This window comes from Novosphingobium sp. CF614, assembly GCF_900113255.1.
Lineage (GTDB): Bacteria > Pseudomonadota > Alphaproteobacteria > Sphingomonadales > Sphingomonadaceae > Novosphingobium.
Window position 1 is genome coordinate 322,405 of the sequence record NZ_FOOR01000001.1, and the last position, 24,865, is coordinate 347,269.

A 24,865-nucleotide genomic window follows, 5' to 3' on the forward strand; every position below is an offset into this window, starting at 1 on the left:
GCGAAAGCCTGACCATGGAAGACATCACCACCCTTCTCGCGCTGGCGGACAAGATGCTGTGGGTGACCGCGCTGGTGGCCGCACCGGTGCTGATCGCCGCGCTGGCCGTGGGCCTTGCCGTGGGCGTCGTCCAGGCGGCGACCTCGGTCAACGAACAGACCCTGACTTTCGTGCCCAAGCTGGCCGTCGTCGCGCTGGTGCTGGTGCTGTTCGGCAGTTCGATGATGACGCTGATCGGCGACTTCACGCAGGAAATCTTCGCGCAGATCGCCAGCACCGGCCAGGCCGAGCAGGTCGCCCCGTGATTAACCTGGACTTCGGCTTCGGTCCGCTCGAGGCCGAGTTCTGGCGGCTGCTCTTCGTCATGACCCGGATCGGCGCGGCCCTGGTCGCGGCGCCGATGTTCGGAACCGTTTCGGTGCCGCCGCAGCTGCGGGTGATCGGCGCCGGCGCGATCGCCGTGATGATCTGCGCCTGGACCGACGTCCAGGCCCCGGCGGCGCTGTTCTCGCTTGCCGGCATGCTCAGCGTCGCCGGCGAGGTGCTGGTGGGCCTGACGCTGGGCTTCGTGCTCCAGCTTTCGTTCGCCGCGCCGGTCGTCGCCGCCGAAGTCATCGGCGGCGGCATGGGCCTGAACATGGCGATGGCGGTCGATCCCACCTCGGGCACCCAGTCGCCCGCGCTCGGCCAGTACTTCATGGTGGTGCTGACGCTGATCTTCCTGGCGCTGGGCGCGCATCTGCAATGGTTCGCGCTGGTGGTGGACAGCTACCGGGCCTTTCCGCCCGGCCACACCTGGCTTGGCGCCGAGCGCTTCGCCACGGTCGCCGGCTTCGCCACGCAGATGTTCGTGACCGCCGTCACCATCGCGCTGCCGGTCAGCCTGGTGCTGCTGATCGTCCAGATCGTGACCGGCGTGCTCAGCCGCTCGGCCCCCTCGCTCAACTTGTTCTCGCTCGGCCTGCCCGCCGGCGTCATGGCCGGCATCGCCGCGCTGGTGCTGTCCGCGCCGGTGCTTACCGACCTCGTCGTGCGGCTTTCCGCCGACGCCATCACCGCCACATCGGAGATCATGCGCAAATGAGCGAGCAGGGCGGCGAGAAAAGCTTCGCGCCAACCGAAAAGCGCAAACGCGACGCCGCCCAGAAGGGCGACGTCATCCGCTCGCGCGAGCTGGCGACGGCCGCCTCCGTCGCCATCGGCGCGGCCTGGCTCCTCATTGCCGGGCCCTGGCTGCTGGGCCTGCTTGCGGACTCGCTGCGCGCCGGCTTCACCTGGGACCGCGCCACCCTGGACGACTTCACGCCCGGGCGGATGCTGACCGCCGCGCTGATCGGCATCCTGCCGCCGGTGCTGGTGCTGGGCGTGGCGGTGATCCTTGCCTCGCTGGTATCCCAGCTCGGCTTCGGCGAGGGGCGGTGGATCGGCGGCAACCTGGCGCCCAAGGGTTCGCGGATCGATCCGCTTGCCGGGCTCAAGCGCATGTTCGGGCCGAACGGATGGATCGAGATCGGCAAGGGCCTCGCCAAGGTGGCGCTGCTCGGCACCATTGCCTGGACCTGGGCGAACGGCCGCATCGCCACTTTCGCGCGGCTTGGCCAGGGAGACCTGCTGGACCAGCTTTCCTGGGCCTGGGACGCGGTGATCCTGCTGCTGTTCTGGCTTGCCGCCGGCCTCTTCGTGATCGCGCTGTTCGATCTGCCGGTGCAGCTGTTCCGCCGCCTGACCCGCCTGAAGATGACGCTGCAGGAAGTGCGCGACGAACAGAAGGATGCCGAAGGCGCGCCGGAGAAGAAGGCCGCGATCAAGGACCGCCAGCGCAAGATCGCCATGGGCGGCCTGGTCCCGGCAATGAAGGAGGCCCAGTTCGTCATCACCAACCCGACACACTTCTCGATCGCCCTCGCCTACGATCCAGGGAAGGCCTCCGCGCCGATCGTGCTGGCCAAGGGGCGCGGCGACAAGGCGCTGGCCATGCGCGAGCTCGCCGCCGAATACGCGGTGCCGGTGCTCGAATACCCGGCGCTCGCCCGGTCGGTCTTCTACACCACCCGCGAACGCCAGGTGATCCGCGAGGAACATTACGCCGCCGTCGCCGCGATCCTGGCTTTCGTGCTCGCGCTCAAGCGCGGCGAGAAGCGGACCGCGCCGCAAGTCTCGGTGCCGGTCACACTGCGCTTCGATGCCGACGGCCGGCTCGACCCGGCCAGCGTGTGAACCGCGGCCAGGGCACCCCGCAAGAACCCGCTATCCGCCCTTAACCTCCCCTCCCGGAAGCCGTCCTAGAACCCATGGCCACCACCACTTCAACCACCAGCACCACGTCCGCCAGCTCGACGCTGAAGACCACGTCGCTCGTGACGGCGCTGGGCGGCGGCAGCGGCATCGACATGGCGGCCCTGGCCAACAACCTGGCCACCGCCCAGTTCGAGGCCCGGTCCGCGCGGCTCACCGACAAGTCGGAAACGCTCACCACCAAGGTCTCGACCGCGTCCAACATCAAGTCGATGCTGCTCAGCCTCGACACCTCGCTGGGCACGCTGGTGCGCTCCGGCAGCCTCGCGCGCACGCCCAGCGTTGCCAACAGTTCGGTGGCCACCGCCACGCTCTCGGGCTCCAGCCAGCCCACCGGCAGCTATTCGCTCGAAGTCACCCAGGTGGCCAACGGCCAGCGGCTTGCCGGCAGCGTCTACGGTTCCTCCACCAGCACCGTCGGCGCCGGTACGCTCACCTTGCGCTTCGGCACGGTGGCGGGCAGCAGTTTCACCGAGGACACCAGCCAGTCGTCGATCGACATCACCGTCGAAAGCGGCGATACCCTCGCCGATGTCGCCACCGCCATAAACGCCTCCGGCGCCGGCATCACCGCCTATGTCGCCACCACCTCCAGCGGGGCGCAGCTCGTCCTCAAGGGCCAGGAAGGCACGACCAACGGCTTCATCATCGAGGCCGGCGATTCCAGCCTGTCCAATCTCGCCTGGTCCCCCGGCGCCTCCACCGGGACGCTGCTCGCCACCGCGCAGGACGCGACCTTCGAGATCGACGGGCTTTCCTACACATCGGCGTCGAACACCATCACCGACGCCATCCCGGGGGTGAAGCTCCAGCTTACCGGCACCAATTCAGGCACGCCCACCACCGTCAGCTTCAGCGACCCGTCCGACAGCATCGCCAGCTCGATGCAGGACTTCACCGACGCGCTCAACGAACTGATGACCGAACTCAACACCGCCACGGCGCTCGGCGGCGACCTCGTCAACGATGCCGGCGCCCGCTCGCTGAAACGCGCGCTCGCGGGGCTGGCCGGGACCACGGTCATGCCCAACGCGACAGGCGCCGCCAAGACCCTGGCGGACCTTGGCCTCTCGACCCAGCGCGACGGCACCTTCACGCTCGATACCAGCCGCCTCTCGGCCACGCTGGCGGCCGACCCGGAAGGCGTCGCGGCGATGTTCACCAACGGCGTCTACGGCGTCTACGCAAGTTACGACAAGATCTACCGCGCCGCCATTTCCACCACCAACTCCAATTCGCTGGGTGGGTCGATCACGCGTTACAACAAGCAGCTCACGCAGGTCACCGAGGACCAGAGCGACCTCGCCACCCAGCAGGAAGCCTTGCGCGCCCGGCTCGCGTCGCAGTTCACCGTTTCCGAAAGCAGGATCGGCGTGCTGAAATCGACGCTGACCATGATCGAGAACCAGATCGCCCAGTGGAACAAATCGAGCAGTTGACATGCTGGTCCAGCAATCCCCCCATGAAGCCTATCGCCGCGTCGACTTCGACGCCCGCGTGAACGGCGCCAAGCCGGCCGAACTCGTCCACTTGTGCTACGAGCATCTCGTCAGCGCGCTGGGCACGGCGATCCATGCCAACCGCAACGGCGACAATGGACTCAAGAGCCGTTCGATGACGCGCGCGCTGACCGCGGTCACCGCGCTGCAGATGGGCGTTTCCAGCGAGCACGGCGTGGCCACGGCGCTCAACCAGCTTTATGAAGGCGCGCGCCGCACCATCCTCGACAGCGCGTTGGCGTTCGATTCGCAGCGGATCGAGACACTGCGGGACGACTTCGCCGAAATCGGCCGCGCGCTCCTGGCTGGATAAATCCGCCGATCGGGCCGGATGTGGACCTTTCCGGCGCACGATTTGCACAAGATTACCACCGCGTTAGGCATTACAATTCCCGGCAGTCGGTCGATTCCGGAGCAGGTCGCGCGCGCGTTCGCGGGCCGATGCGAATATCTCCCTAGGCACAAACCGCAGGGAGCAGGCCCATGGAGCGCATCTCGAATCTGATCCTCATCGACAGCGACACCCGCCGGCGCGCGACGATCAGCCACGCGCTGTCATCGGCCGGCATCCACGTCGAACCCTTCGAGAACATCCTGGAGCTTGCGGGCGCCTGGCCGCGTTCGGGCGTGATCCTGATCCATGACCAGGCCGGTGCGATCGACGATCTGATCGAGAACATGGCCCATTACGGCGAATGGTTCCCGATCATCGCCTTCAGCGAGGACCCCGGCGCCCAGCGCATCGTCCAGGCCGTGCTGGACGGCGCGATCGACTACATCGCATGGCCCATCACCGCCGACGAGCTGACCACGACGCTCTCCCACGCGATCGAGCGCGCCGAGAACGTGGGCAACGCGAAGCTGCGCGAGGTCATGGCCCGCGCCCGGGTTGATCGCCTGACCCGGCGCGAGCGCGAAGTGCTGGGCGGCGTCGCCAGCGGCCTGTCCAACCGCCTGATCGGCGAGAAGCTTTCGATCAGCCCGCGCACGGTCGAAATCCACCGCGCCAACATGCTGAACAAGCTGGGCGCCAACCACACCTCCGACGCCATCCGCATCGCCATCGAGGCGGCGCTGGTCGGTTGAGGCGGTGCGGCAATCCAGAGTGCCGGCCAGGACGGTTTTGTACTGCCCTGGATTGCTTCGGCGGCGTCGCCGCCTCGCGGGCGACGGGGGGAGGAGATGAGTCTCGCTTCAAGAAACCTGGTATCAGCCCCGCGACCCCTCAGTGCAGCCGCGAGGTCGGGCGCTGGAAGGGGGTGGGCCCATTGCGGTCGAACCCGGTCAGCAGGCCCGTCGCGTAGGCGGCCAGCAGGGCCAGGGCCAGCGTCGAGCCTTCCGCCGCCACTTCCTCCACGCCGTCCGGACCATCCGGGCCGTCCGTCACGATCATCGTCACCAGGCAGGTGCTGCTGCCCCCGCGCGAAAGCATGAACACCGCTTCCGGGCCGATCAACGCCAGGACCGCGCTTTCGGCCGCGCCGCAGGCCAGCATCGCTTCCAGCACGACGGGATCGACGCCGCCGGCGCCGTCGCGCTGAAACAGCAGCGCGGCCTCGCGCACGCGCTGCAATTCCTCGCACGGCGTGCTCGCCACGCAATCCTGCACGAAGTCGCGCAGGCGCGCGGCCCATGCCTGGGGATTGGGAGCCTTGTCGTCCATGGTGCCCGTCATCAAGATGCCGCCTGTCCGCGTCGGGGGAGCGCCACAGTCCCGAACCAGCTCCAACTGTCAATCCGCACTACAGCGGAATGCGCTCAGGTTGAGGCAGATCCCGCTCCATTTGTTGTTTATTTTCAGTATTTTGGGAGTCGTCGGGCGATACCGCCCGACTTCAAAATGCTCTGATCCCGGAGGATAAGACCACATACCAGGTTGCTGCAAGCTGACCGGATGTGGTGAAGGCACCGTTCAGCTTTATCCCGGCGGGAACGCGCGGCTCACCGCCGCGCGGCGAACCAGGGCACCATCCGTTCGATCGCCTGCTCCACCAGCGGGGTCGAAACCGCGAAGCTGAAACGGATGAAGCGGTTGCCGTCGACCGGATCGAAGTCGATCCCCGGCGCGGCGGCGACGCCGGTTTCGCGCAGCAGTTGCCGGCACAGGGAAAGGCTGTCGTTGGTCAGGTCGCCGACGTCGGCATAGATGTAGAACGCCCCGTCCGGCGGCGCGATGCGCCCCAGGCCCAGGCGCGGCAGCGCGGCCAGCAGCAGCTCGCGGTTGCGGGCATAGGCGCGCACATGGCCTTCCAGCTCCTCGCGGCAGTCGAAGGCGACCAGGCCGGCATGCTGCGCCAGGACCGAAGGCGTCAGGAACAGGTTGGTCATGCGCGCCCGCGCCGTGGCCACCAGCTCCGGCGGCACCAACAGCCAGCCCAGCCGCCAGCCGGCCATGCTGTAGTACTTGGAGAAGCTGTTCACCACCAGGGCGTCGGCCGAATGCTGCAGGATCGATTGCGCGGCCTCGGTATAGCAAAGGCCGTGGTAGATCTCGTCCGAAACCACGCGGATGCCCTTGCGCGCGCAGACCGCGGCGATGGCGGCCAGTTCCCCCGGCGCGATGATCGTGCCGGTGGGATTGGCCGGGCTGGCGACGATCACGCCCTGGGGCACGGGATCGAGCGCGTCGAGCGCGGCGGCGGTGATCTGGTAGCGCTCGGCCGGGCCGCAGGGCACCTCCACCGGCTCGATGTAGAGCGCCCGCAGCGTATTGCGGTAGGCGACGTAGCCGGGCCGCGCTAGCGCCACCCGCGCGCCCGGCTCGAACAGGCTGGACAGCGCCAGCACGAAGGCCGGCGAGGCGCCGCAAGTGAGGAGCACCTGCTCGCTTTCGACCGCCACGCCATAAGCCTCGCCATAGTGGCGGGCGATGCGCTCCATCAGCGCGGTACTTTCCCAGTAGCCGCCGGGATCGCTGTCCAGCACTTTATGCGCCGCGGCGATCGCCGCGGCCGGGGCCCCGGTGGAAGGCTGGCCGTACTCCATGTGGATCACGTCCTGCCCGGCCTCCGCCAGCGCATAGGCGAGCCGGCCGATGGCGACCGCGTGGAAGGGTTCGACTTGAGCAACCATGCCCGCGTGCTAGGCGTGCGTAGAGCGATGCACAAGCGGGTCGCTGGGATGCCGGCTGTGTCGCGCCAGACCGCGTTTAGACCCCGGTGGGACCCCGGTGGGACCCCGGTTGGGTCGGTCGGGCCTGCCGCAGCAGGCGCTCGGCACGGGCGAGGTAAGGCCGGTCGAGCATGCCCCCCCTCCAGCCGATCGCGCCGGCGCCCGGGTTGGCGGAAAAAAGGTCAACGATTTCCTGCGCTTCCGCCACCTCCTCGGCCGTGGGGGTGAAAGCCGCGTTGATGACCGGCACTTGCGCCGGATGAATCGCCAGCATCCCGCGAAAACCATCACGCCGCACCCTCCCGGCCCGGATCGCCAGGGCATCGAGATCCTTGAAGTCGGCGCTGATCGTATCGATCGCCGTGACCCCGGCGGCGGCCGCGCCCAGAAGGGTCAGGCTGCGCGCAAGTTCGTAAGTGAAGGCATAGGAACCGTCGGCATTCAGGTTCGACGACGCGCCGATCGCATCCGCCAGGTCCTCCGCACCCCAGGTCAGCGCGACGACGCGCGGCGCGCCCTTGTAGTCGCCGGTGCGGAACATCGCCTCGGCGGTTTCGGTGATGAGCACGATGACCGGGGTCGAACCTTCCTCGATCCCGTTGGCCACCTCGAGCGCGGACAGGCAGTGATCCAGCTTCTCCACATCGGCGCGCCCATGGACCTTGGGCAGCATGATCCCGCCCGGGCTGGCCGGCATGATCGCGGCCAGATCGGCCAGGGTGTGGGAACCGTCGAACGGATTGACGCGCACCCAGAGCCGGCGGCGCTGCTCCGGGCGGGCCTGGATGAAATCGCGCACCATGGTCCGGGCGGCGGCCTTGTTGCCGGGCGCGACGGCATCCTCGAGGTCGATCAGGACGATATCCGCCTCGCCTTCCATCGCCTTGGCCATCTTCTTCTCGCTGTCCCCCGGCGCGAACAGCCAGGAGCGGGCGGAAACGGGTTCGTGGCGGTAGGGCATGAACGGATAGTCCTCTCGATCGGCCGCCGCGAGGCCTGCGCCGCGCGGAATCGCGAAACCGCTTCCTATCAACTTCGCCGCGATGCTGAAGCTGTTTCAAGCCCGCGACTTGCGGCGAAGGGGGGCTCGGACCGGCGACTCGGGAACCTGCCGACGCGGTTCGGCGCCCGCTCCGCATCCCCGCCCGGCCACGGCAGCCCCGCCCCGGGTGCACCGCACCATGACTTTGCGGCAAACGCGAAGAAATACGCCGCAAGGCGCGCGAATCCACGAGAAATCAACTTTCAGACTGGTTTTCGATTTGGTAACCGCCAACCACCCACCGCAACAGAAACTCGCCTCGTCGAGTTACCTCAACAATATCCTAACAGTGATCGTCATGTTGCCATGCCGTGATGGCGATGGTAGCTATTGCTGTGTGTAGTTGTGGTCGCTCAGTACTCTTACATAACTGTCACAATAACCATCGATTCGGTGCAAAATTGAGCCACTCTTCAACAATGAAGAGGGGAGAAGGAGAGTTTTGATGCCTATCGTACCGACTTATCCCGGCGTCTACGTCGAAGAACTGAGCAGCGGCGTGCGCCCGCTTGCCGGGGTCCCCACCGCCATTGCCGCCTTCGTCGGCTATACCGCGCGCGGGCTGGACAACCGGGCGACGACGATCTTCAGTTACGCGGACTACGAACGCGGATTCGGCGGGCTCGCCGCCAACAGCGAACTCAGCTACGCGGTCCAGCAGTTCTTCCAGAACGGCGGCGGCCAGGCGATCGTCGTGCGCGTGCCCAAGAGCGACGGCGTGGCCGCGAAGATCGACCTCAAGGAAGGCATCTCCAATCCCGCCAAGGTGAGCTTTACCCTCACCGCGACCAGCAAGGGCGCCTGGGGCAACAAGATCATCGCCGACGTCGACTATGACGGCGCCGCCGCGAACAACTTCAACCTGACGCTGACCGACCTGGGCACGGGCGAGACCGAGCGCTGGGCCGATCTCAGCGTCTCGACCGCGTCCACCCGCTTCATCGAGGCCATTCTCAACGATCCGGCCAACGGCTCGAAGCTGGCGACGGCGAAGATTCCCGCGGCCAATCCCGGCGCCCGGCCGGCGGAAAGCGGCGTGGTCGGCACCGACTTCACGGTGACCGGCGCCGGCATCACCGGCCTTGCCAACGACAAGGACTACAAGGTCCTGGTCACCGCCAATCGCCCGGCAGGGGCGATCGCCAACCTCAGCGTGACGCTCATCAAGCAGAACGAGACGCTGCCGACTTCGGTAGTCGCGCTGGCCCGCCTGCTCGAACGCCGCTTCAACGAAGCGCTCGGCGCGGCGCTGCCGGGGGCGGCGGTCAGGGTCGGCGTCACCGGATCGGGCAAGGGCCTGCGCATCGTGCCGACGTTCGATCCGGCGCTGCTGCCGGCCGCGACCGACACCATGCTTTCGCTGGCCGATGGCGCACCGGCAGGCGCGCTGGCCATGCTCAAGCTGCCCTCGGCCAACTTCAACGTCGGCCGCTACCGGCTCGGCACCGGCACGGCGGAAGCGGCGCAGCGTACTCCGGTCGCCGGCGCGGACGGCGTCCAGCTTCCCCAGAGCGCTGACCTGATCGGCAATGCCGCCGCCTTCACCGGCATCCATGCGCTGGAAAAGGCCGATATCTTCAACATCCTGATCCTGCCCGACGCCACGCGCGCCAGCCCGAGCGATCCCAACGCGCTCGCCAGCGGGCTCGATCCGAATGCGATCTACCAGGCCGCGCTCGATTATTGCGCGAAGCGCCGCGCTTTCCTGCTGATCGATCCGCCGCCGACCGTGAACACGGTGGACCGCGCCTTCGAGTGGATATCCTCCGGGCTGACCGTCAAGGGTCCCAATGCCGCCGCCTATTTCCCGCGCGTGCGCATGGCCGATCCGCTCAATGACTTCCAGCTGCGCACGTTCGGGCCTTCCGGCGCGATCGCCGGGCTCTATGCCCGCACCGACGCCGAGCGCGGCGTGTGGAAGGCGCCCGCCGGCACCGACGCCCAGCTGCGCGGCGTGCGCGGGCTGGTCTACAAGCTTTCCGACAGCGAGAATGGACTGCTCAATCCGCTCGGGCTCAACTGCATCCGCGCGCTGCCGGTCTATGGTACGCTTTCATGGGGCACCCGCACCCGCGTGGGCGCCGATGTCGAGGCGAACCAGTGGAAGTACGTGCCGGTCCGCCGCCTGGCGCTGATGATCGAGGAAAGCCTGTTCCGGGGCACCCAGTGGGTGGTGTTCGAACCCAATGACGAACCGCTCTGGGCGCAAGTCCGGCTCAACCTCACCACGTTCATGCACGGGCTGTTCCGCCAGGGCGCGTTCCAGGGGCAGACCCCGCGCGACGCCTACCTGGTCAAGTGCGACAAGGAGACGACGACGCAGGCCGACATCGATCGCGGCATCGTCAACATCCTCGTCGGCTTCGCGCCGCTCAAGCCGGCGGAATTCGTGATGATCCGCATCCAGCAGCTCGCCGGCCAGGCGACATCGTAAGAGAGGGGGTGCTCCAATGGCTCAGTTCAATGTCAACGCCCAGCGTTTCGACCCTTACAAGAACTTCAAGTTCCGGGTGAAATGGGATGGCCGGTATGTCGCCGGCGTCAGCAAGGTGAGCGCGCTCAAGCGCACCACCGAAGTGGTCAAGCACCGCGAGGGCGGCGATCCGTCGTCCAGCCGCAAGTCGCCCGGCCGCAGCGAGTTCGAGGCGGTCACCCTCGAACGCGGCGTCACCCACGACGTCGAGTTCGAACGCTGGGCTAACAAGGTGTGGAACTTCGGCTCCGCGCTCGGCGCCGAAGTCTCGCTGGCCGATTTCCGCAAGGACATCACCATCGAGCTTTACAACGAGGCCGGACAGCCCGCGATCGTCTACCGCCTGTTCCGCTGCTGGATCAGCGAGTTCCAGTCGATGCCCGATCTTGACGCCAATGCCAACGCGGTGGCGATCCAGCACATCAAGATCGAAAACGAAGGCTGGGAGCGCGACTATGCGGTGACGGAACCGTCCGAGCCGAGCTTCGTCGAACCGCAGTAGTGCCATGTTGGACAATCCGGTCGAGAACCTGCTCGCCCTTTGGGAGGCGGGCACGAACCCGCTCACCCTGCTTTCGGCGGCGCGCGTGGAGAGCGGCGACACCCCACTCGCCGCGCTGCCCCTGGGCGCGCGCGACGCCGCGCTGATCGAGGTCCAGCGCGGCCTGTTCGGCCCGGCGATCGAAACCACCGTGCCTTGCCCCGCCTGCGGCGAGACGGCGGAAGTCGTGCTCGACGCGGGGGACCTGCTGGCATCGGCCCGGGCGCCGGATCGGGGCGCCACCCTCCCCCGCGTTTCGATGGCGGGCTGGGAGATCGAGGCACGCCCGGCCGACAGCCGCGACATGGCCACGATCGCCGGGCTCGGTGACGTGGACGAAGCGGCCCGCGCCCTGACCAGCCGGCTGGTCACCTCCTGCCGCCACCATGGCCGCGAAGCCGACCCCGCCACGTTGCCCGCCGAGGTGATCGCGGCGCTGGGCAATGCCCTGGAAGCCGCCGACCCGCTTGCCGCCATCGCGGTCGAGATCGCCTGCCCCGGGTGCGGGGGGCCGATCGCCGCCCTGCTCGATCCGGCCCACCACCTCGCCCGCTCGGTCGCCGCCGAGGCGCACCGCCTGCTCGGTGAAGTCGCCACCCTGGCGCGCTTCTACGGCTGGCGCGAGGCCGATATCCTGGCGCTCAGCCCGATGCGGCGCGGCGCCTACCTGGAGCTGGCGCAATGAACGGTTATTTCGCCGGCATCGCCTCCCGCGCGCTGGGCCGCGCCACGGTGCTGACCCCGCGCCCGCGATCGCTGTTCGAGCGATCCGGGCCGGAAGCCGGCTTCGAGGAACTGGAGAACGAACGCCGCGCCGCGCCGGCATCGCGTTCGCCAGCGCCGCCGCCGCCGGAAACGATCACGGAGCCCGCCCCGCCGATGCCGGCTGCCGCCCTCCCGCGACCGACCCCGGCGCGCCGCGATGGGGCGCCGGCGCCGGAACCGGTGCCCGCCATCACCCGGATCTTCGTGACCGCGCCGGCATCGACCCCGCCCCGACAGGTCCATCCAAGCCCACCACAAGCGGCGATGGAAAGCCGGCCGGCAGCACAGACCCCGCAAGGCCCCGCGCCGGCCGAACCATCCGCCCCCGCCGCGATACCCGCCGCGCCGCCAGTACCCGCCCCTTCGCGCGAAGCTTCCGCGAGGCCAGCCGCCATGCCGGAGCACCGGGAACCGGTCCGCTCCAGGGACCTGGAAACCCGCACCGTGATCCGCGAGGCCGCCACCGCCAGGGGCGAACAGGACGTATCGCCGCAACGGCCCCCCGCGGTGCCGCCGCCCTCCGCACCCATGGCGACAGCCCGGTCCACGCCGGCATCCCTGCCCCCGCCCGCCACTGCCGCCACGCCTCGCCGCCCCGCGCCGACGGCGCGCGGCGAACCGCCGGTCGTGGTGCGGATCGAGCGGATCGACATCCACGCCGCTCCGCCCGCGCCCTCCCCCGAGCGTCGCCGGCCCGCGCCCGCCGCACCCGCCGCGCCGGGCCCCTCGCTCGCCGAATTCCTCGCCGCCGGGGATCGCCGATGAGCACGCCTTATGCCCTTGCCGCCGTCACCATGGTGCTGCGCCAGCAGATCGTCGAGGGCCTCGCGCTCGACAAGGTAGGCGACGCGGTCGGCACCATCGGGGTCAGCGCCGGCCCGCCCGACCAGGTGGTCAAGCCGAACCAGGCCGAACCGACCCGGGTCAATATCTATCTCCACCAGGTCACCCCCAACGCGGCCTGGCGCAACGTGGGCCTGCCCACCCGCGACAGCCGGGGCGACGTGATCTCGGCACCGCCGCTGGCGCTGACGCTGCACTACCTCGTCACCACGTTCGCCGCCGACATGTATGTCGCCGAAGTGCTGCTGGGGCACACGCTGCGCATTCTCCACGAGAACGCCGTGCTCACCCGCGAGGCGGTGCGCCGCGCACTGGTGCCGCCCAGCGCCAGCGCGCTCAACTCGGCGATCGAGGCTTCGGGGCTGGCCGACCAGATCGAGCTTATCAAGCTCACGCCCACGGCCATCGCGCTGGAAGACATGTCGCGCATCTGGTCGGCGTTCCAGGCGCACTACCGCACCACCGTCGCCTACGAGGCGACCGTGGTGCTGATCGATCCGCGCGCCAAGGCCCGGCCCGCGCTGCCCGCCGCTGCCCGCGCCGTCTTCGGCGAGACTTTGGCGCTGCCCGAGATCGCGCGCACGGGCGCCCCGGACGATCCGCAAGCGCCAGTGACCACCGAGGACATGCTGGCGGTGACGGGCGCGCGGCTGCTGGCAAGCGCGAATACGGTGGTGCGCATCGGCGATACCGACCGCGCGCCGGCGCCGGATTCCCGGCCCGACGAACTGCGCGTGGACCTTGCCGCCGCGCCGCGCCCGCGCGCCGGTGTGCAGAGCGTCACGGTCATCCACCCGCGCCAGATGGGCGAACCGGCGACCGCGCACGAAGGCGTGTTCTCCAACGCCGCCGCCCTGATCCTGCGTCCGGCGGTGACCGGCGTGGTGATCGCCAACAGCGCCACGCGCACGGTGGACGGCGTCGACTATGCCGACGGCACGCTGACCATCGATGCCGCCCGTGCGATCGGCCGCGACCAGCGCGTCGAAGTCCTGCTCAACGAACGCGGCGCCCCGGCCTCGCGCCCGCCGCGCGGCTATGTGATCGCGGCGCCCGCGGCCAATGGATTCGCCGCCGGTGTCGACGAGGCCTTGCAAGTCGCGGTGCCCTATGCCGCCGTGGCGCGCGGCGACTACCTCGTGCGGCTGCGCGTCGATGGCGCCGACAGCCTGCTGACGGTGGGCGGCGACGGCCGCTATGCCGCGCCGCTGGTGACGATATGACCGCCGATACCCAGCCGCTCGCCCGCGAGATGGCGGTGATCGAGGCCCGGCTCGCGCTCGCGGCGGCGCTGAGCGGATCCGAGGACGACATCGCTCAGGCCGATGCCCTGCTGGAGGCGGCGCTGGCGGGGCTGGGCGCCGGCGGCCCCGCGCGCCGGCTGGCCGAGCGACTGGGCCTGGGCGCTTTCGAGCGGGACTGTCTGCTGCTTGCCGCCGGCCCCCATCTCAACCCCCGCGTGGCGCCCCTGTGCGCCCGTTTCTCCGGAGACCCGCAAGGCCGCGTGACCGCCGCCGTCGCCATGGCCGCGCTGCCCGGCGCGCAGTGGTCGGCGCTGCGCCCCGACGCGCCCCTGCGCGCGCTGCGCTGCCTGCGCCTGGCCGATCCCGACCGCCCAACCTTGTCCGAGCTGCTCATAGACGAGCGCATGCTGCTCGCGCTCCTGGGCGAGGACGCGATGGACGAGCGGCTCGCGCCGCTGGTGCAGCCCGTCGGCGCCTCCGGGACCTTGCCCGATACCGGCCGCCAGGCGGTGACCCGGCTGGTCGAGCGCTGGTGGGCGGTGCGCGCGGGCGAGCAGGCTCCGGTGCTCCAGATCCGCCATGGCGAGGGCGAAGGCGCCGACGCGCGGATGATCGCCGCCGCCATCGCCGAGCGGCTGGGACGCCGACTCCATGCGCTGAGCCCCGCCAACCTGCCGCCAACGTCCGCCGAGCGCCATGGCTTTGCCGCGCTGTGGCGGCGCGAACAGCTGCTGGGCGGGCTCGCCCTGCTGATCGAGCTGCCCGACGATCCCTCTCCCGACCAGCTCGCCATGACCGCCGACATGGCCGACCGGCTCGACGACCTCGTGGTGGTCACCGGCCAGGGCGCCCTGCCCTGCCGCCGCGCGCTGGTCGGCGAAACGCTGGCCCGGCCCGACGTGCAGGAGCGCCACGCGCTGTGGGCCCAGGGCCTGGGCCGCGAAGCCACCGCCAGGCTCAACGGCGCGACCGAGGCGCTGGCCCGGCAGTTCGAACTCGGCGCCACCGCGATCGGCCGCCTGAGCGCGCTGGCGCGGGGAATGGAGCCGGACATCGCCAAGGACCTCCTCAACCGCGAGGCCCGCGCGCATGCGCAGTCGCGCATCGCCGCGATCGCCGATGTGATCCATCCGGCGGCGAGCTGGGACGACCTGGTCCTCCCCCCGGATCTCAAGGCGGTGCTCAAGGGCATCGCCGCGCAAGTCCGCCACCGCGCGCAAGTGCATGACGACTGGGGCTTCGCCGCGCGCGGTTCGCGCGGGCTGGGCATCGCCGCGCTGTTCGCGGGACCGAGCGGCACCGGCAAGACCATGGCCGCCGAAGTGATCGCCGGAGATCTCCGCACCGATCTCGTCCGCGTCGACCTGGCCGGGGTGGTCAGCAAATACATCGGCGAGACCGAGAAGAACCTCTCGCGCGTGTTCGCCGCCGCCGAGGGCAGCGGCGCGGTGCTGCTGTTCGACGAGGCCGACGCGCTGTTCGGCAAGCGCAGCGAAGTCTCCAGCGCGCATGACCGCTACGCCAATATCGAGGTGAGCTATCTGCTTCAGCGGATGGAGAGCTACACCGGCCTTGCCATCCTCACCACCAACCAGCGCGAATCGCTCGACGGGGCGTTCTTCCGGCGGCTGCGCTTCGTGCTGGGTTTCCCGTTCCCCGATGCCCCGCTGCGCCGCGCGGTCTGGGAACGCGCCTTCCCCGCGCAGACCGAAACGCAGGGGCTCGACCTGGAGCAGCTGTCGCGGCTCAACGTCGCGCCCGGCAATATCCGCGGCATCGCCATCAATGCCGCCTTCCTGGCCGCCGCCCAGGCGCAGCCCGTCACCATGCGCCACGTGCATGAGGCCGCCGTGCTCGAATGCCGCAAGCTGGAACGCCCGGTGACCGCCGCCGAGCTGGGAGGCTGGCTGTGAGCCGGGTGCGCATCGAAGTGGGCGAACTGGTGTTCCACGGGCTGGACCGCGACGCGGCGCAGGCGGCCGGCGCGGCCTTTTCGGCCGAACTCGAACGGCTGGTGACGCAGCGCGGCATCGGCCGTCCCGCGCCCGCGCCGCGTCTCAGCGCCCGGCCGGGCCCCGCCGATCTCGGCCGGGCAGCGGCGGCCCGGGTCCATGCCAGGATCGCCCGGGGAGCCAGCGTGTGAGCGAGCGCGCGCCCGACATCGTGCCGGAGGCACGGCACGAAGCGGCCCGCACCGCCGTTTCCGGGCTTGCGCCCGCGCTCGGCCTGGCGCCCGAGCATGTCGACCTCAGGCTCGATCGCGAGGGCGACCGCCTGCTTGCCGATGCCGGCGCGCGCGGGGCGGCGCGCGGCAATGTCGTGTGGTTGCGCGACTTCGATCCGCGGGCGAGCGCCAGCCGGCTGACGCTGGCGCACGAGCTGGTCCATGTTGCCCAGGCGCGCCTTCCTTCCGATCGACCGCACTCACGGCGCGCGGCCGAACGCGAGGCGGAGCGGCTGGCCGAGGCGCTGGTGGCGGGCGGCATGGTCCCGCTGCCCCGCGCGGCGGTGGGCGATGCGCTCCACTTCGACGGCGAGGACCCGCCCCGACAACGCTCGCTCGACGATCTGGTACGCGAAAGCTACCGCGATGAATGCGACGACATGGACCGGCTACTGGAGGACGAGGAACCTTCCAGCGGCAATGTGACGCGCGTGCTGGAAATCCTCGCCCCGCTCCAGTTCGAGACCGCCGCCGCGCTGGCGGGATGCCTCGCGGCGCCGCGCCTCGCCGCACTCGCCAACGGGCTTGGCGAGGACCATGCGCTCGGCAACCGGCGCGAAGTCCTGGCCGCCGCCAGCAATTTCACCGCCGCGATGCTGGCCGCCAACCGCAACGGGCTGCGCATCTTCGAGCACATGCGGATCGATCTCGTCTCGTTCACGCCGGCCGAGCAGCATGCCGCCGTCACCACCCTGCGCGCCATGCCCGAGGAAGACCTGGCCCGGCTGGATGCCAGCGACAACGGCCCCGCTTTCCGCACCCTGCGCACGTCCCCCTTGCCCGAATACGACCGCGACGAGGCCCAGGCGCGCGCCGCCCGGATCGAGGCGCGGCGGCGCGGGGTGGGCATCGACCTCAGCCGGCTGGAAGACGACCTGCACCAGGCGCTGTCCGCCGCGCTGGCGCGGATCGATCGCGCCCATGCCCAGCGCGCGCTGGAAATGCTCGCCGAGAATCCGGCGCTGGCAGTGCCGGACCCGCGCTTCAGCGGCGCGCCCGCGCCGGGCCGCGACGATCCGCTGCCCGCCCTGCCCGAGGCGAGCCTGCAGAACGTCATCGCCCGGCTCGACAATGATGGGCTGGTCGCACGCTGGATCGGCGCGCTCGAACCCGAGGACCGCGCGGGCGATGCCGCCGTGGCACGCGGCTTCGCCGCGCTGGTGCGCGCGCGCCGGCCGGACCGCAATATCGCCCGCCTGCGCCAATTGTTCAGCACCGGGTTCTGGGACTGGGCGGTGCGCGACTGGGAAGCGCGGCTCGGCTGGGACATCCTGCGCAACATGCCGCCCGCCGAGCAGGTGCGCTTCCAGACGCTCGACGACGGCCGGCTCTACTTGCGCCTGATCGAGGAACTGCCCGACGACTTGCGCGGCGAGGCGGGCATGGCCGGGCTGATCCTGGTGCGCGGAGAGGATGGTTCGCTGACCGACCTCACCGGCAGCGCCGCCGCCCTGCTGCGCGAGCAGGAAGACCTGATCCGAGCCTTCCGCGCCTTCGACGGCAGCCACGAGCAGGCTTACGAGCTGTTCGTCCGTCTCGTCGCGCTGGGCGCGCCCGCGCCGGCTTCCACCACCGAGACGGCGCGGACGGGCACGGCGGGCGGCAGCGCTCCGGGCAGCACCGCGCGTCCGGCGCCATCGATCACGGTGCTCCAGGCGGTGGTCCACCGGCTGGACGTGCTGGGGCTGATCGGACGGTTGTTCGAAGGGCTGTCCGACGGGGTCAAGCAGGACCGGCGCTATTGGAACGACATCGCGCTGGTGCTGGGCGCGCGCGATCCGGTGTTCAGCCGCGCGGACTTGCGCCGCCTGCTGCACGTCAGCAGCTTCCTGTGGATCTTCACCATCGATTCGGTGAGCTTCGAGGAAGCGCTGTTCGCCTTCCACGTCCTGCGCGTGCTGCCCCCCGACCAGCGCCACGCCTTCGAGCTGGAGGACGGCGGCTCCTACGCCGGGCGGCTGGCGGGCTCGCTCTCGCAGTCGATGATGCAGGAAGCCGGGCTGAGCTTCGCCTTCACCCGGCCGGACGAGCGCGGCGAGACTCCGCTGCGCCGCCAGCTCGCCGATCCCGCCGCCTGGTCGGGCGAGAACCCGCAGGACCTTGCGCTGATGATCCAGATGGACATCGCGGCGGGCGATTTCGACTGGGTGTTCGAGCAATCCCGCCGCCAGCGCGCCTGGACGGTCGAAGCGCTGGGCACGCTGGTCGATCGCTTCGCGCTCTACGATCCGCGCGTCGGCCGCACGTTCCCGCGCCCGCATACCGTCAGTGCCGCCCGCGCCAGCATGAGCTATCTCGGCATGCTGTTCGGCACCGGGGCCTACGAGCTGGAAATGTATACGCGCCCCGTCCAGGGCGTCGATCCTTTCACCGGCGAGCCGACCACCTATGCCGAGACCACCGGCGTGCGCATGACGGTGGATCTCGAACAGCTCGAACGCAACGCCGGCGCCCCGCTCTCGGCCGGCATGGTGCTGGCGCGCACTCCGGGCGAGCGTACCTCGATCGGCATGGACAATCGTGAGACGGCGCTTGGCCAGCCCAATGTCATCGACATCGAGCTGAACGAGCCGGCCGGGTTCATGCGGGTGCGCGCAAGCCGTATCAACCTTGCCCGCTTCGCCTCGGTCTCGACCGGCTCCACCCTGCGCACCGGCCCGATCTCGGTCAGCGATCTCGACTTCGAGCTGACTTTCATGCCCGAGGACATGCGCAGCCCGCGCGGCGGGCGCTTCCACATGAACAGCGCCTCCATCGACGAGATCGTCTATACCGGCGCCGGCCAGGCGGACGTGACCGGCCTGCGCCACCTGGGCATCGACGGGGTGGACGCCAGCGCCACGTTCCAGACCGCGCCGCTGCCCGATTCCCCGGTGCTGGGGCATGTCTTCGGGCTGCTCTGGGACCTGGTGCTCAACCGCGACCAGCTGACCGACAGCGTGCGGCACCGTTCCTCGCTCGGCAATGCGACGATCAAGGTGGGGCGGATCGACGCGCAAGGCCTCAGGATGGGCGACATCCGCCTGGCCAGCCTTTCGGTGCAGGGCATCACCGTGGCCGCCGCCGGCAATCGCGCGGCGCACCTTCGCGCGCAGATCTTCGTGCTCGACAGCCGCATCGAGCGCGCCCGCCGCGATGCGCCGGACAGCGTGGCAGACCTGCTTGCCGAACAGCAGCAGCTGCGCACGCGGCTGCGCGAGCTGGAGCCGCTGGAGACCGAGCTGCTGCTGCTGATGGGCAAGGTCCAAACCGGACAGAGACTGACCGAGACGGAGCAGCGGCGGCTCGACCAGCTGCAAAGCGAAACCGGCGTCGGCGCGGCGGGCGGGCTGGCGGTGTACATCGCCTCGTTCTCGATCGACGAGCTGGACGGGCCAGTCCGGCTCGGCCATGCCTCGCTCACCAATATCCACGGCGGCGGCGAGAGCGCGGCGCTCGCCTTCCAGCAGCTCACCAGCGCCGAGGCGATCCGCCGCTTCGTCACCGCCGGCACCCCGGCCCGCTCGCGCTTCGGCGCCGGCATGGCCGACCAGGGGATGAGCTTCACCGCCGACGACTTCTCCCTGCGCGACCTGTCGCTGCCGGCGACGATCCCGACGCTGGCCGAGATCGAGGATCGGCTGCGCGCCGCGCCGCCGCCGCCGCTCGCCGAACGCAACCACCTCCAGACCCTGCTGCCGCTGGTGCGGCGTTACGAGAGCCTGCGGGCGCTCTCGCTCGACACTTCCATCCACGGCGCCGCCGCCCGCTCGCCGCAGGACCAGCGCGAGCTGCTGGAAGTTTCCCGCCAGCTTGGCGAGATCCTGGACATCCGCGTGCGCGAGGTCACCGTCACGCATCCGATCGTCTCGATCGGCGAGAACGAGGGCATGGTCAGCGCCGGGGCGATCGCCGGGCGGATCGAGGCACGCGGCATCCGCGCCGGGGGCTACACCATCGATTCGATCGACGCGCTGCATCCCAGCGGCGCGCTGGTGCTGACCGCCGACAGCGTGGGCGACGTCACCGGCAGCCAGGTGGGCGAGCAGTTCCATGCCCGCATCGCCGCCACCGAGCTGACCATCCGCGGCATCCACGGCCCCGGCATCGCCGACCGCGAGGGCCAGTCGCTGACGCTATCGGGCATCCACGCGTATCTGCGCATGGATACCGACGGGCTGCATATCGAGGGCCTGGCGGTGCGCCAGCTCGACATCCAGGCGCTGGAATACAACAACGGCACCCACCACTTGTGGTCCACCAACCCGAGCAGCGCGCTGGACATCACCGCCGACATCCTGATCCGCCGCCGGGAAGACGGCGCGGCCGGCTTCGGCGGGCTGGACTATCGCAACATCCATATCGAGACGTTCCGCATCGGCCGCGTCGAAGGCGCCGGGCTGGGCTACGAGCGGCTGGAAGGCGGCACCCGCAAGTTCGTGGTGGAGATCGAATCGGGCGCGCTCCTGGGCATCGCGCTCAGCAACTTCGACATCGACATGCGCAGCGCCGAAACGCAGATCAGCGGCGGCGTCAGCATCGACGGGTTCGACCAGACGCGGTTCCGCTTCGCCATGCGCGACATGCTGGAGGCCCACGGGCAGCTCGACCGCGCCGTCACCAGCACCCCGGGCGTGCGCGTCGGCATGGCGACCGACGGCACCCAGACCATCGACCTGGACGCGCTGGTCGCCACCGATACCGACGTAACCTATCACGGCGCCGGCGGCAGCGGCGGCGGCCTGCACATCACCCGGGGCGACCTGTCCGGCCAGATCGTGATGCAGGGCAACGACATCCGGCTGAACAGTCTGAGGCTCGAATCGATCGAGTTCAGCCGCATCAACTGGCGCACCGCAGGCGGCACCACGATCCGTGCCGACGGGCCCACCACCGCGACCGGCGTGCGCTTTTCGGGGCGCTATTCGACCCTTGACGACACCCGCAGCGAATTCGCCATCGACAGCCTCCACGTCGATCGCATCACCGCCGCCCACATCGTCGTCGACGCCGGATCGCTGCACCTGGAGCTGCCCGAGCCGCGCCCCGGCGGCGGCTATGCGCCGGGCGACGCGGCGACGCTGACCGGCATCGACATCTCCAACCTGCTGATCGGCATGGACGGCGGCGCCACCCGCATCGGCCCGACACCCGGCAATGCCCGCGCGCATGGATCGATCGCCACCACGTCCGCCAACTTCCTGGCCCAGTACACGACGCAGCTGCGCGCCTCGGGCATGCTGCAGGCCGGCCAGATCGACTTCTGGTTCGATCCCGGCAACGTCATCGAGGCGCGCGCCACCGGCCTTTCGGGCGCCGGGGTGGTCCGCTACGGCAGCGGCGCGCTGCCCGGCACCGGCGCGCGCGACACCAGCGTGGAGACCGGCTTCGGCTTCAGCGGGCTGGACAGCGGGCTGATCCGCTATGCCGGCAACGTCGTGTCGATCGGCGCGAACGGCGGCGCGCCGCTGCACATGGACCGGCTGACGCTGTCGCAGCTCGAACTCGCCGGCCCGTCGATGGAGATTTACGCCCCCGACACCAGCGACATCACCGCCACCAACATCGGCGCCCGGATGGAAGTCCACCTCCATCCCGACGCGGCGGCGGCGGCGGCCGCCGGCACGCCTTACGAACGCATCGTCATCAACGAACTGACCGTGGGCAACCTCGCCGCCTCCGGCATGCGCATCCACCTCAAGAACCTGGACTTGTGGCTGGACCTGCCGATGGACGAGGTGTTCAACGTCGGGCCGATCCTGGTCGGCGGGCCCGCCGATCCCGTCACCAACGAACCGCTGACGATCGAGCCCGGCGCCAGCGGCACCGCGATCACCGGCCGGGTACGCGCCGAGGCGCTGCGCGGCGACCGGCTGCAAGCGCAACTGGTGGGCACGCTCAACGCGCGGATGAACTTCGCCGCCGATGCGCTGGAGGCGAACTTCGCCGGCAACGGCCCGATGTCCGTCGACCTGCTGAACTGGTCGGCAACCCAGATCTCCGGCTATGTCATGGGCGATCCCGACCAGCGCATCCGCCTGCGCGCCGGCCCGGGCGGCACCCGCCACGACCTGGGCGGCGATACGGCCGGCATCGGCGCCGACCGGCTGAGCTACAACGAGGCCGACGGCGGGCACGTCTTCGTCAGCGGCCTCAACGCGCGCGGCATGCGCTATGACGACGATGCCGCCGGCATCCACCTCGACATCCGCCGCATCGACGCGCCCGACGTCGCCGTCGACCTGGGCGGGACCAACGGCGGGCGGCGCATCATCGAGATTCCCTCGGCCACGATCACCGACGCGTGGTTCCGGATGGATCGCATATCCTCGGGATCGGGCAGCTCCAGCGCCTCGCGCTTCGCGGTCGGCAATGCCGCCGCCGCATGGCTCGCCGCCAACCACGCGCTGTTCCAGAACGTCAACGGCAACTTCGCCATGCGCGGCGCCTACGGCGTCGACGGCGCGATCGGCATTCCCGGCTTCGACTATACCTTCAACTTCAACGTGCCGATCACCAACGGCGCGATCAACTATCGCGACCTTGAAGGCCAGATCCCCAACCTGGTGGACGCCGCGGTCGATTTCCACCTGGAAGGCTCCACGCTGTACATCGGCGCCGGCTTCCATATCTACCCGCCGGGCGATCCCGAAAGCATGGAACCGCCGCCCGATCCGATCCCGGTCTACAAGAACTTCTTCGAATGGAACCTGGATTCAGGGCACCTGGCGCAAGTCCAGGGCGGCCAGATCGACTTCGACACCTTGCTGCGCGCCGAAGCCAGCGGCGCGCCGTCCGCACCGGGCGGGACCGATTACATCGCGCCGCTGATGATCGACCAGCTCTCGCTCGGCCTGTCGATCGACAACGGCGCCGACCTGCCGGTCAGCCTGGGCTCGATGGGCACCGCCACGCTGGCACCGCATGCGCTTTCCGGCCTGTCCGTCACCGGCGCGCTGCAACCGCTGCCGGACATCTTCAACGCCTACCCCAGCCTGCGCGAACAGGGGATCACCAATCCCAACCGCCCCGGCGGGCTGCTGGTGAGCCTCGATCACTTCAACCTCAGTTCGCTCGACCTGCGCTTCCCGACGCGCGGGCGCGGATCGCGCGATGTCCGCACCGGCGAAGTCCATGTCGGCCGGATCGCCAATGCCGAGATCGGTTTTTCCGGCCTTTCCCCGCGCACCGCCGAAGGCACCCTCACCGAGGCGAGCGTCTCCAACCTGGTGGTGACGATCAGCCCGGACCGCATCTGCCCGATACCCGAAACCCCGACGCCGCGCCGCGCCGGCGCCCCCGCGCTCGACAGCCCCGGCACGTTCCGGCCGCTCGACGACAACGGACGACCAGTGGAGAGACGGCCATGACCGCGCCGGGCCCGCACCCCTCCGGCCCCCACACCGCGGCCCAGAACCAGGTGTCGAACCGGGCGTCGAGCCGGGCGCCCGCCCGCAACACCCCGGTGCTGGAGGCGCGCGCCCGCGACACCGCCGTGCGCGGCCTCGCCTCGCCCGGGCTGCTGGGGCCGCTCCCGGCCGCGCGGCGCACCGCGCCCGACGCCGCCGGCCTGCTGCCGCGTGGTTCCGGCCGGCCGCTGCCCGAGGCGACCCGGCGGCGCGCCGAGGCACGGCTCGGCCTCGACCTGGCCGGCGTGCGCCTGCACACCGGCGCCCAGGCGGCCGCGCGCGCCGAGGCACTGGGCGCCAATGCCTTCGCGCTGGGCGACGACGTGGTCATGGGCGATGGCCGCTTCGCGCCCGAGACGCGCGAGGGCGAGGCGCTGCTGATGCACGAGCTGTCCCACGTCGCCCAAGCCCGCACCGGTGCCGCGACCGGGGCCGAGCCGCTCCATGACGATCCGCCCCGCCCGCGCGGCATCGGCGCGGCGCCGCCGCGCGAAGCCTTCGATGTCGGCGAGGGCGTCATGCCGGAGACCAACCACGTCCTGTTCGAACGCGACAGCGCCGATCTCGATCCGGGCGACCTCGCCACCATCGAAGCGCTGTTCCGCGATCGCACCCGCCGCCTGTGGATCGATGTCTACGGCTATGCCTCGATGGAGGGCGACGCGGCCTACAACGCCAACCTCTCCGCCCATCGCGGCGTCGCCGTGCGCCATGCGATCGAGCCGCTGATGCCGCCCGGCTCGCTGCTCGACGTCCATGCCCAGGGCGAAACGGGGGACTTCGGTTCGATCGAGGAGAACCGGCGCGCGGGCATCCGCGTGCGCGAGGCCCCCGACCTGCTCTCGCTGCCGCCGCTGGGGCCGGGGCTGCTGGGCGACTGGCGGTTCCGCCTCGATCCCGGCTTGCTGACGCCGCCGTCGCTCGATCCGGCGGCACCGCGCGACGGGGACGTGACGGCCGAACCGGCCGCCCCGGTAACGGCGCCGCAGTTCAACCCGTTCGTGATACCGCCGCTGTTCCCCGGCCCGTTCCTGACGCGCCCCGACCCGCTTGCCGCGCCGCCGCCGATCTTTACCGGCGAGGGTGTCGACTGGACCGCCTTGGCCCGCTCGGCGACGCTGCGGGGCGGTTCCGTCGATCCGCGCGACGCCGAGGCCGCCGACCGGCTGTACCTGGGCCTGTTCCCGTTCTGGAGCTGGCTGCTCGGCCCCGACCTTGGCGACACGCTCAGCCGCGGCTCCGTCTCCCGCGCCTACGAATCCTACCAATACCGCCAGAATCCGACCCAGTGGGACCGCTGGATGCAGGAAGACGAGGCGCGCGGCACTTCGGTGCGCGGGCTCTCGATCGACCTGCTCGATCCGCCCTGGGCCCGCAAGAAGAAGAAACCCTAGGACGATGGATATTCACCTCATCCCCAACCCCTTCCCCGAAGGGCAG

At 70.1% G+C, this 24,865-nt stretch carries 18 protein-coding genes; 15 read left to right on the forward strand and 3 right to left on the reverse strand.

The annotated features are described in order from the left end of the window. Positions 1 to 14: 14 nt before the first annotated feature. The 6 genes from BM052_RS01580 (at position 15) to BM052_RS01605 (ending at position 4,880) form a co-directional block, all read left to right on the forward strand. Positions 15 to 305 carry a flagellar biosynthetic protein FliQ gene (locus BM052_RS01580; RefSeq protein ID WP_091142407.1) on the forward strand — a complete coding sequence of 97 codons (291 nt, stop codon included), beginning with the start codon at positions 15 to 17 and terminating at the stop codon, positions 303 to 305. Next, positions 302 to 1,084, forward strand: coding sequence for a flagellar biosynthetic protein FliR (gene fliR, locus BM052_RS01585; protein WP_091142410.1), 783 nt, complete (start codon positions 302 to 304; stop codon positions 1,082 to 1,084). Before BM052_RS01580 ends, fliR begins: the two co-directional genes overlap by 4 nt. Continuing rightward, positions 1,081 to 2,217 (forward strand): EscU/YscU/HrcU family type III secretion system export apparatus switch protein, encoded by a 1,137-nt coding sequence (locus BM052_RS01590; protein ID WP_091142413.1) that lies wholly within the window; start codon positions 1,081 to 1,083, stop codon positions 2,215 to 2,217. The genes fliR and BM052_RS01590 overlap by 4 nt, the downstream gene beginning before the upstream one ends. A 74-nt stretch (positions 2,218 to 2,291) precedes the next feature. Continuing rightward, positions 2,292 to 3,734 (forward strand): flagellar filament capping protein FliD, encoded by a 1,443-nt coding sequence (gene fliD / locus BM052_RS01595; RefSeq protein ID WP_091142414.1) that lies wholly within the window; start codon positions 2,292 to 2,294, stop codon positions 3,732 to 3,734. Between the two features lies 1 nt (position 3,735). After that, positions 3,736 to 4,107, forward strand: a complete 372-nt coding sequence (locus BM052_RS01600) for a flagellar protein FliS (protein WP_091142417.1) — start codon at positions 3,736 to 3,738, stop codon at positions 4,105 to 4,107. 170 nt (positions 4,108 to 4,277) lie between these two features. Then, positions 4,278 to 4,880, forward strand: a complete 603-nt coding sequence (locus BM052_RS01605) for a response regulator transcription factor (protein ID WP_091142420.1) — start codon at positions 4,278 to 4,280, stop codon at positions 4,878 to 4,880. Positions 4,881 to 5,019: 139 nt separating this feature from the next. Here the strand turns inward: BM052_RS01605 and BM052_RS01610 are convergent, their stop codons facing one another. From BM052_RS01610 to BM052_RS01620, 3 genes are all read right to left on the reverse strand, one after another. Continuing rightward, on the reverse strand, positions 5,020 to 5,469 hold the full coding sequence (locus BM052_RS01610) for a hypothetical protein (protein WP_091142422.1): 450 nt from the start codon (positions 5,467 to 5,469) through the stop codon (positions 5,020 to 5,022). 266 nt (positions 5,470 to 5,735) lie between these two features. After that, positions 5,736 to 6,866 (reverse strand): aminotransferase class I/II-fold pyridoxal phosphate-dependent enzyme, encoded by a 1,131-nt coding sequence (locus tag BM052_RS01615; protein WP_091142424.1) that lies wholly within the window; start codon positions 6,864 to 6,866, stop codon positions 5,736 to 5,738. Positions 6,867 to 6,942: 76 nt separating this feature from the next. Further along, on the reverse strand, positions 6,943 to 7,866 hold the full coding sequence (locus BM052_RS01620; RefSeq protein ID WP_091143023.1) for an HpcH/HpaI aldolase/citrate lyase family protein: 924 nt from the start codon (positions 7,864 to 7,866) through the stop codon (positions 6,943 to 6,945). A gap of 526 nt (positions 7,867 to 8,392) precedes the next feature. Between BM052_RS01620 and BM052_RS01625 the strand changes: the two genes are divergently transcribed. From BM052_RS01625 to BM052_RS01655, 9 genes are read left to right on the forward strand one after another with little or no spacing between them, the layout of a single operon-like run. Next, on the forward strand, positions 8,393 to 10,381 hold the full coding sequence (locus BM052_RS01625; RefSeq protein WP_091142427.1) for a phage tail sheath family protein: 1,989 nt from the start codon (positions 8,393 to 8,395) through the stop codon (positions 10,379 to 10,381). A 16-nt stretch (positions 10,382 to 10,397) separates the two neighbouring features. Then, a complete protein-coding gene (locus BM052_RS01630) occupies positions 10,398 to 10,922 on the forward strand; it encodes a phage tail protein (RefSeq protein ID WP_008831688.1) in 525 nt (174 codons plus the stop codon). Positions 10,923 to 10,926: 4 nt separating this feature from the next. Continuing rightward, positions 10,927 to 11,646, forward strand: a complete 720-nt coding sequence (locus tag BM052_RS19300) for a hypothetical protein (protein ID WP_143084716.1) — start codon at positions 10,927 to 10,929, stop codon at positions 11,644 to 11,646. Further along, positions 11,643 to 12,491 (forward strand): hypothetical protein, encoded by an 849-nt coding sequence (locus BM052_RS19305; RefSeq protein WP_143084717.1) that lies wholly within the window; start codon positions 11,643 to 11,645, stop codon positions 12,489 to 12,491. Before BM052_RS19300 ends, BM052_RS19305 begins: the two co-directional genes overlap by 4 nt. After that, on the forward strand, positions 12,488 to 13,792 hold the full coding sequence (locus tag BM052_RS19310) for a Pvc16 family protein (protein ID WP_143084718.1): 1,305 nt from the start codon (positions 12,488 to 12,490) through the stop codon (positions 13,790 to 13,792). The genes BM052_RS19305 and BM052_RS19310 overlap by 4 nt, the downstream gene beginning before the upstream one ends. After that, complete coding sequence (locus BM052_RS01640) at positions 13,789 to 15,726, forward strand: AAA family ATPase (RefSeq protein ID WP_091142433.1); 1,938 nt, start codon at positions 13,789 to 13,791, stop codon at positions 15,724 to 15,726. The genes BM052_RS19310 and BM052_RS01640 overlap by 4 nt, the downstream gene beginning before the upstream one ends. Beyond that, positions 15,723 to 15,956, forward strand: coding sequence for a hypothetical protein (locus BM052_RS01645; RefSeq protein ID WP_091142436.1), 234 nt, complete (start codon positions 15,723 to 15,725; stop codon positions 15,954 to 15,956). Before BM052_RS01640 ends, BM052_RS01645 begins: the two co-directional genes overlap by 4 nt. Then, complete coding sequence (locus BM052_RS01650) at positions 15,953 to 23,386, forward strand: eCIS core domain-containing protein (protein WP_091142438.1); 7,434 nt, start codon at positions 15,953 to 15,955, stop codon at positions 23,384 to 23,386. Before BM052_RS01645 ends, BM052_RS01650 begins: the two co-directional genes overlap by 4 nt. Beyond that, positions 23,383 to 24,819 carry an eCIS core domain-containing protein gene (locus BM052_RS01655; protein WP_091142440.1) on the forward strand — a complete coding sequence of 479 codons (1,437 nt, stop codon included), beginning with the start codon at positions 23,383 to 23,385 and terminating at the stop codon, positions 24,817 to 24,819. Before BM052_RS01650 ends, BM052_RS01655 begins: the two co-directional genes overlap by 4 nt. The last annotated feature ends 46 nt before the right edge of the window (positions 24,820 to 24,865 follow it).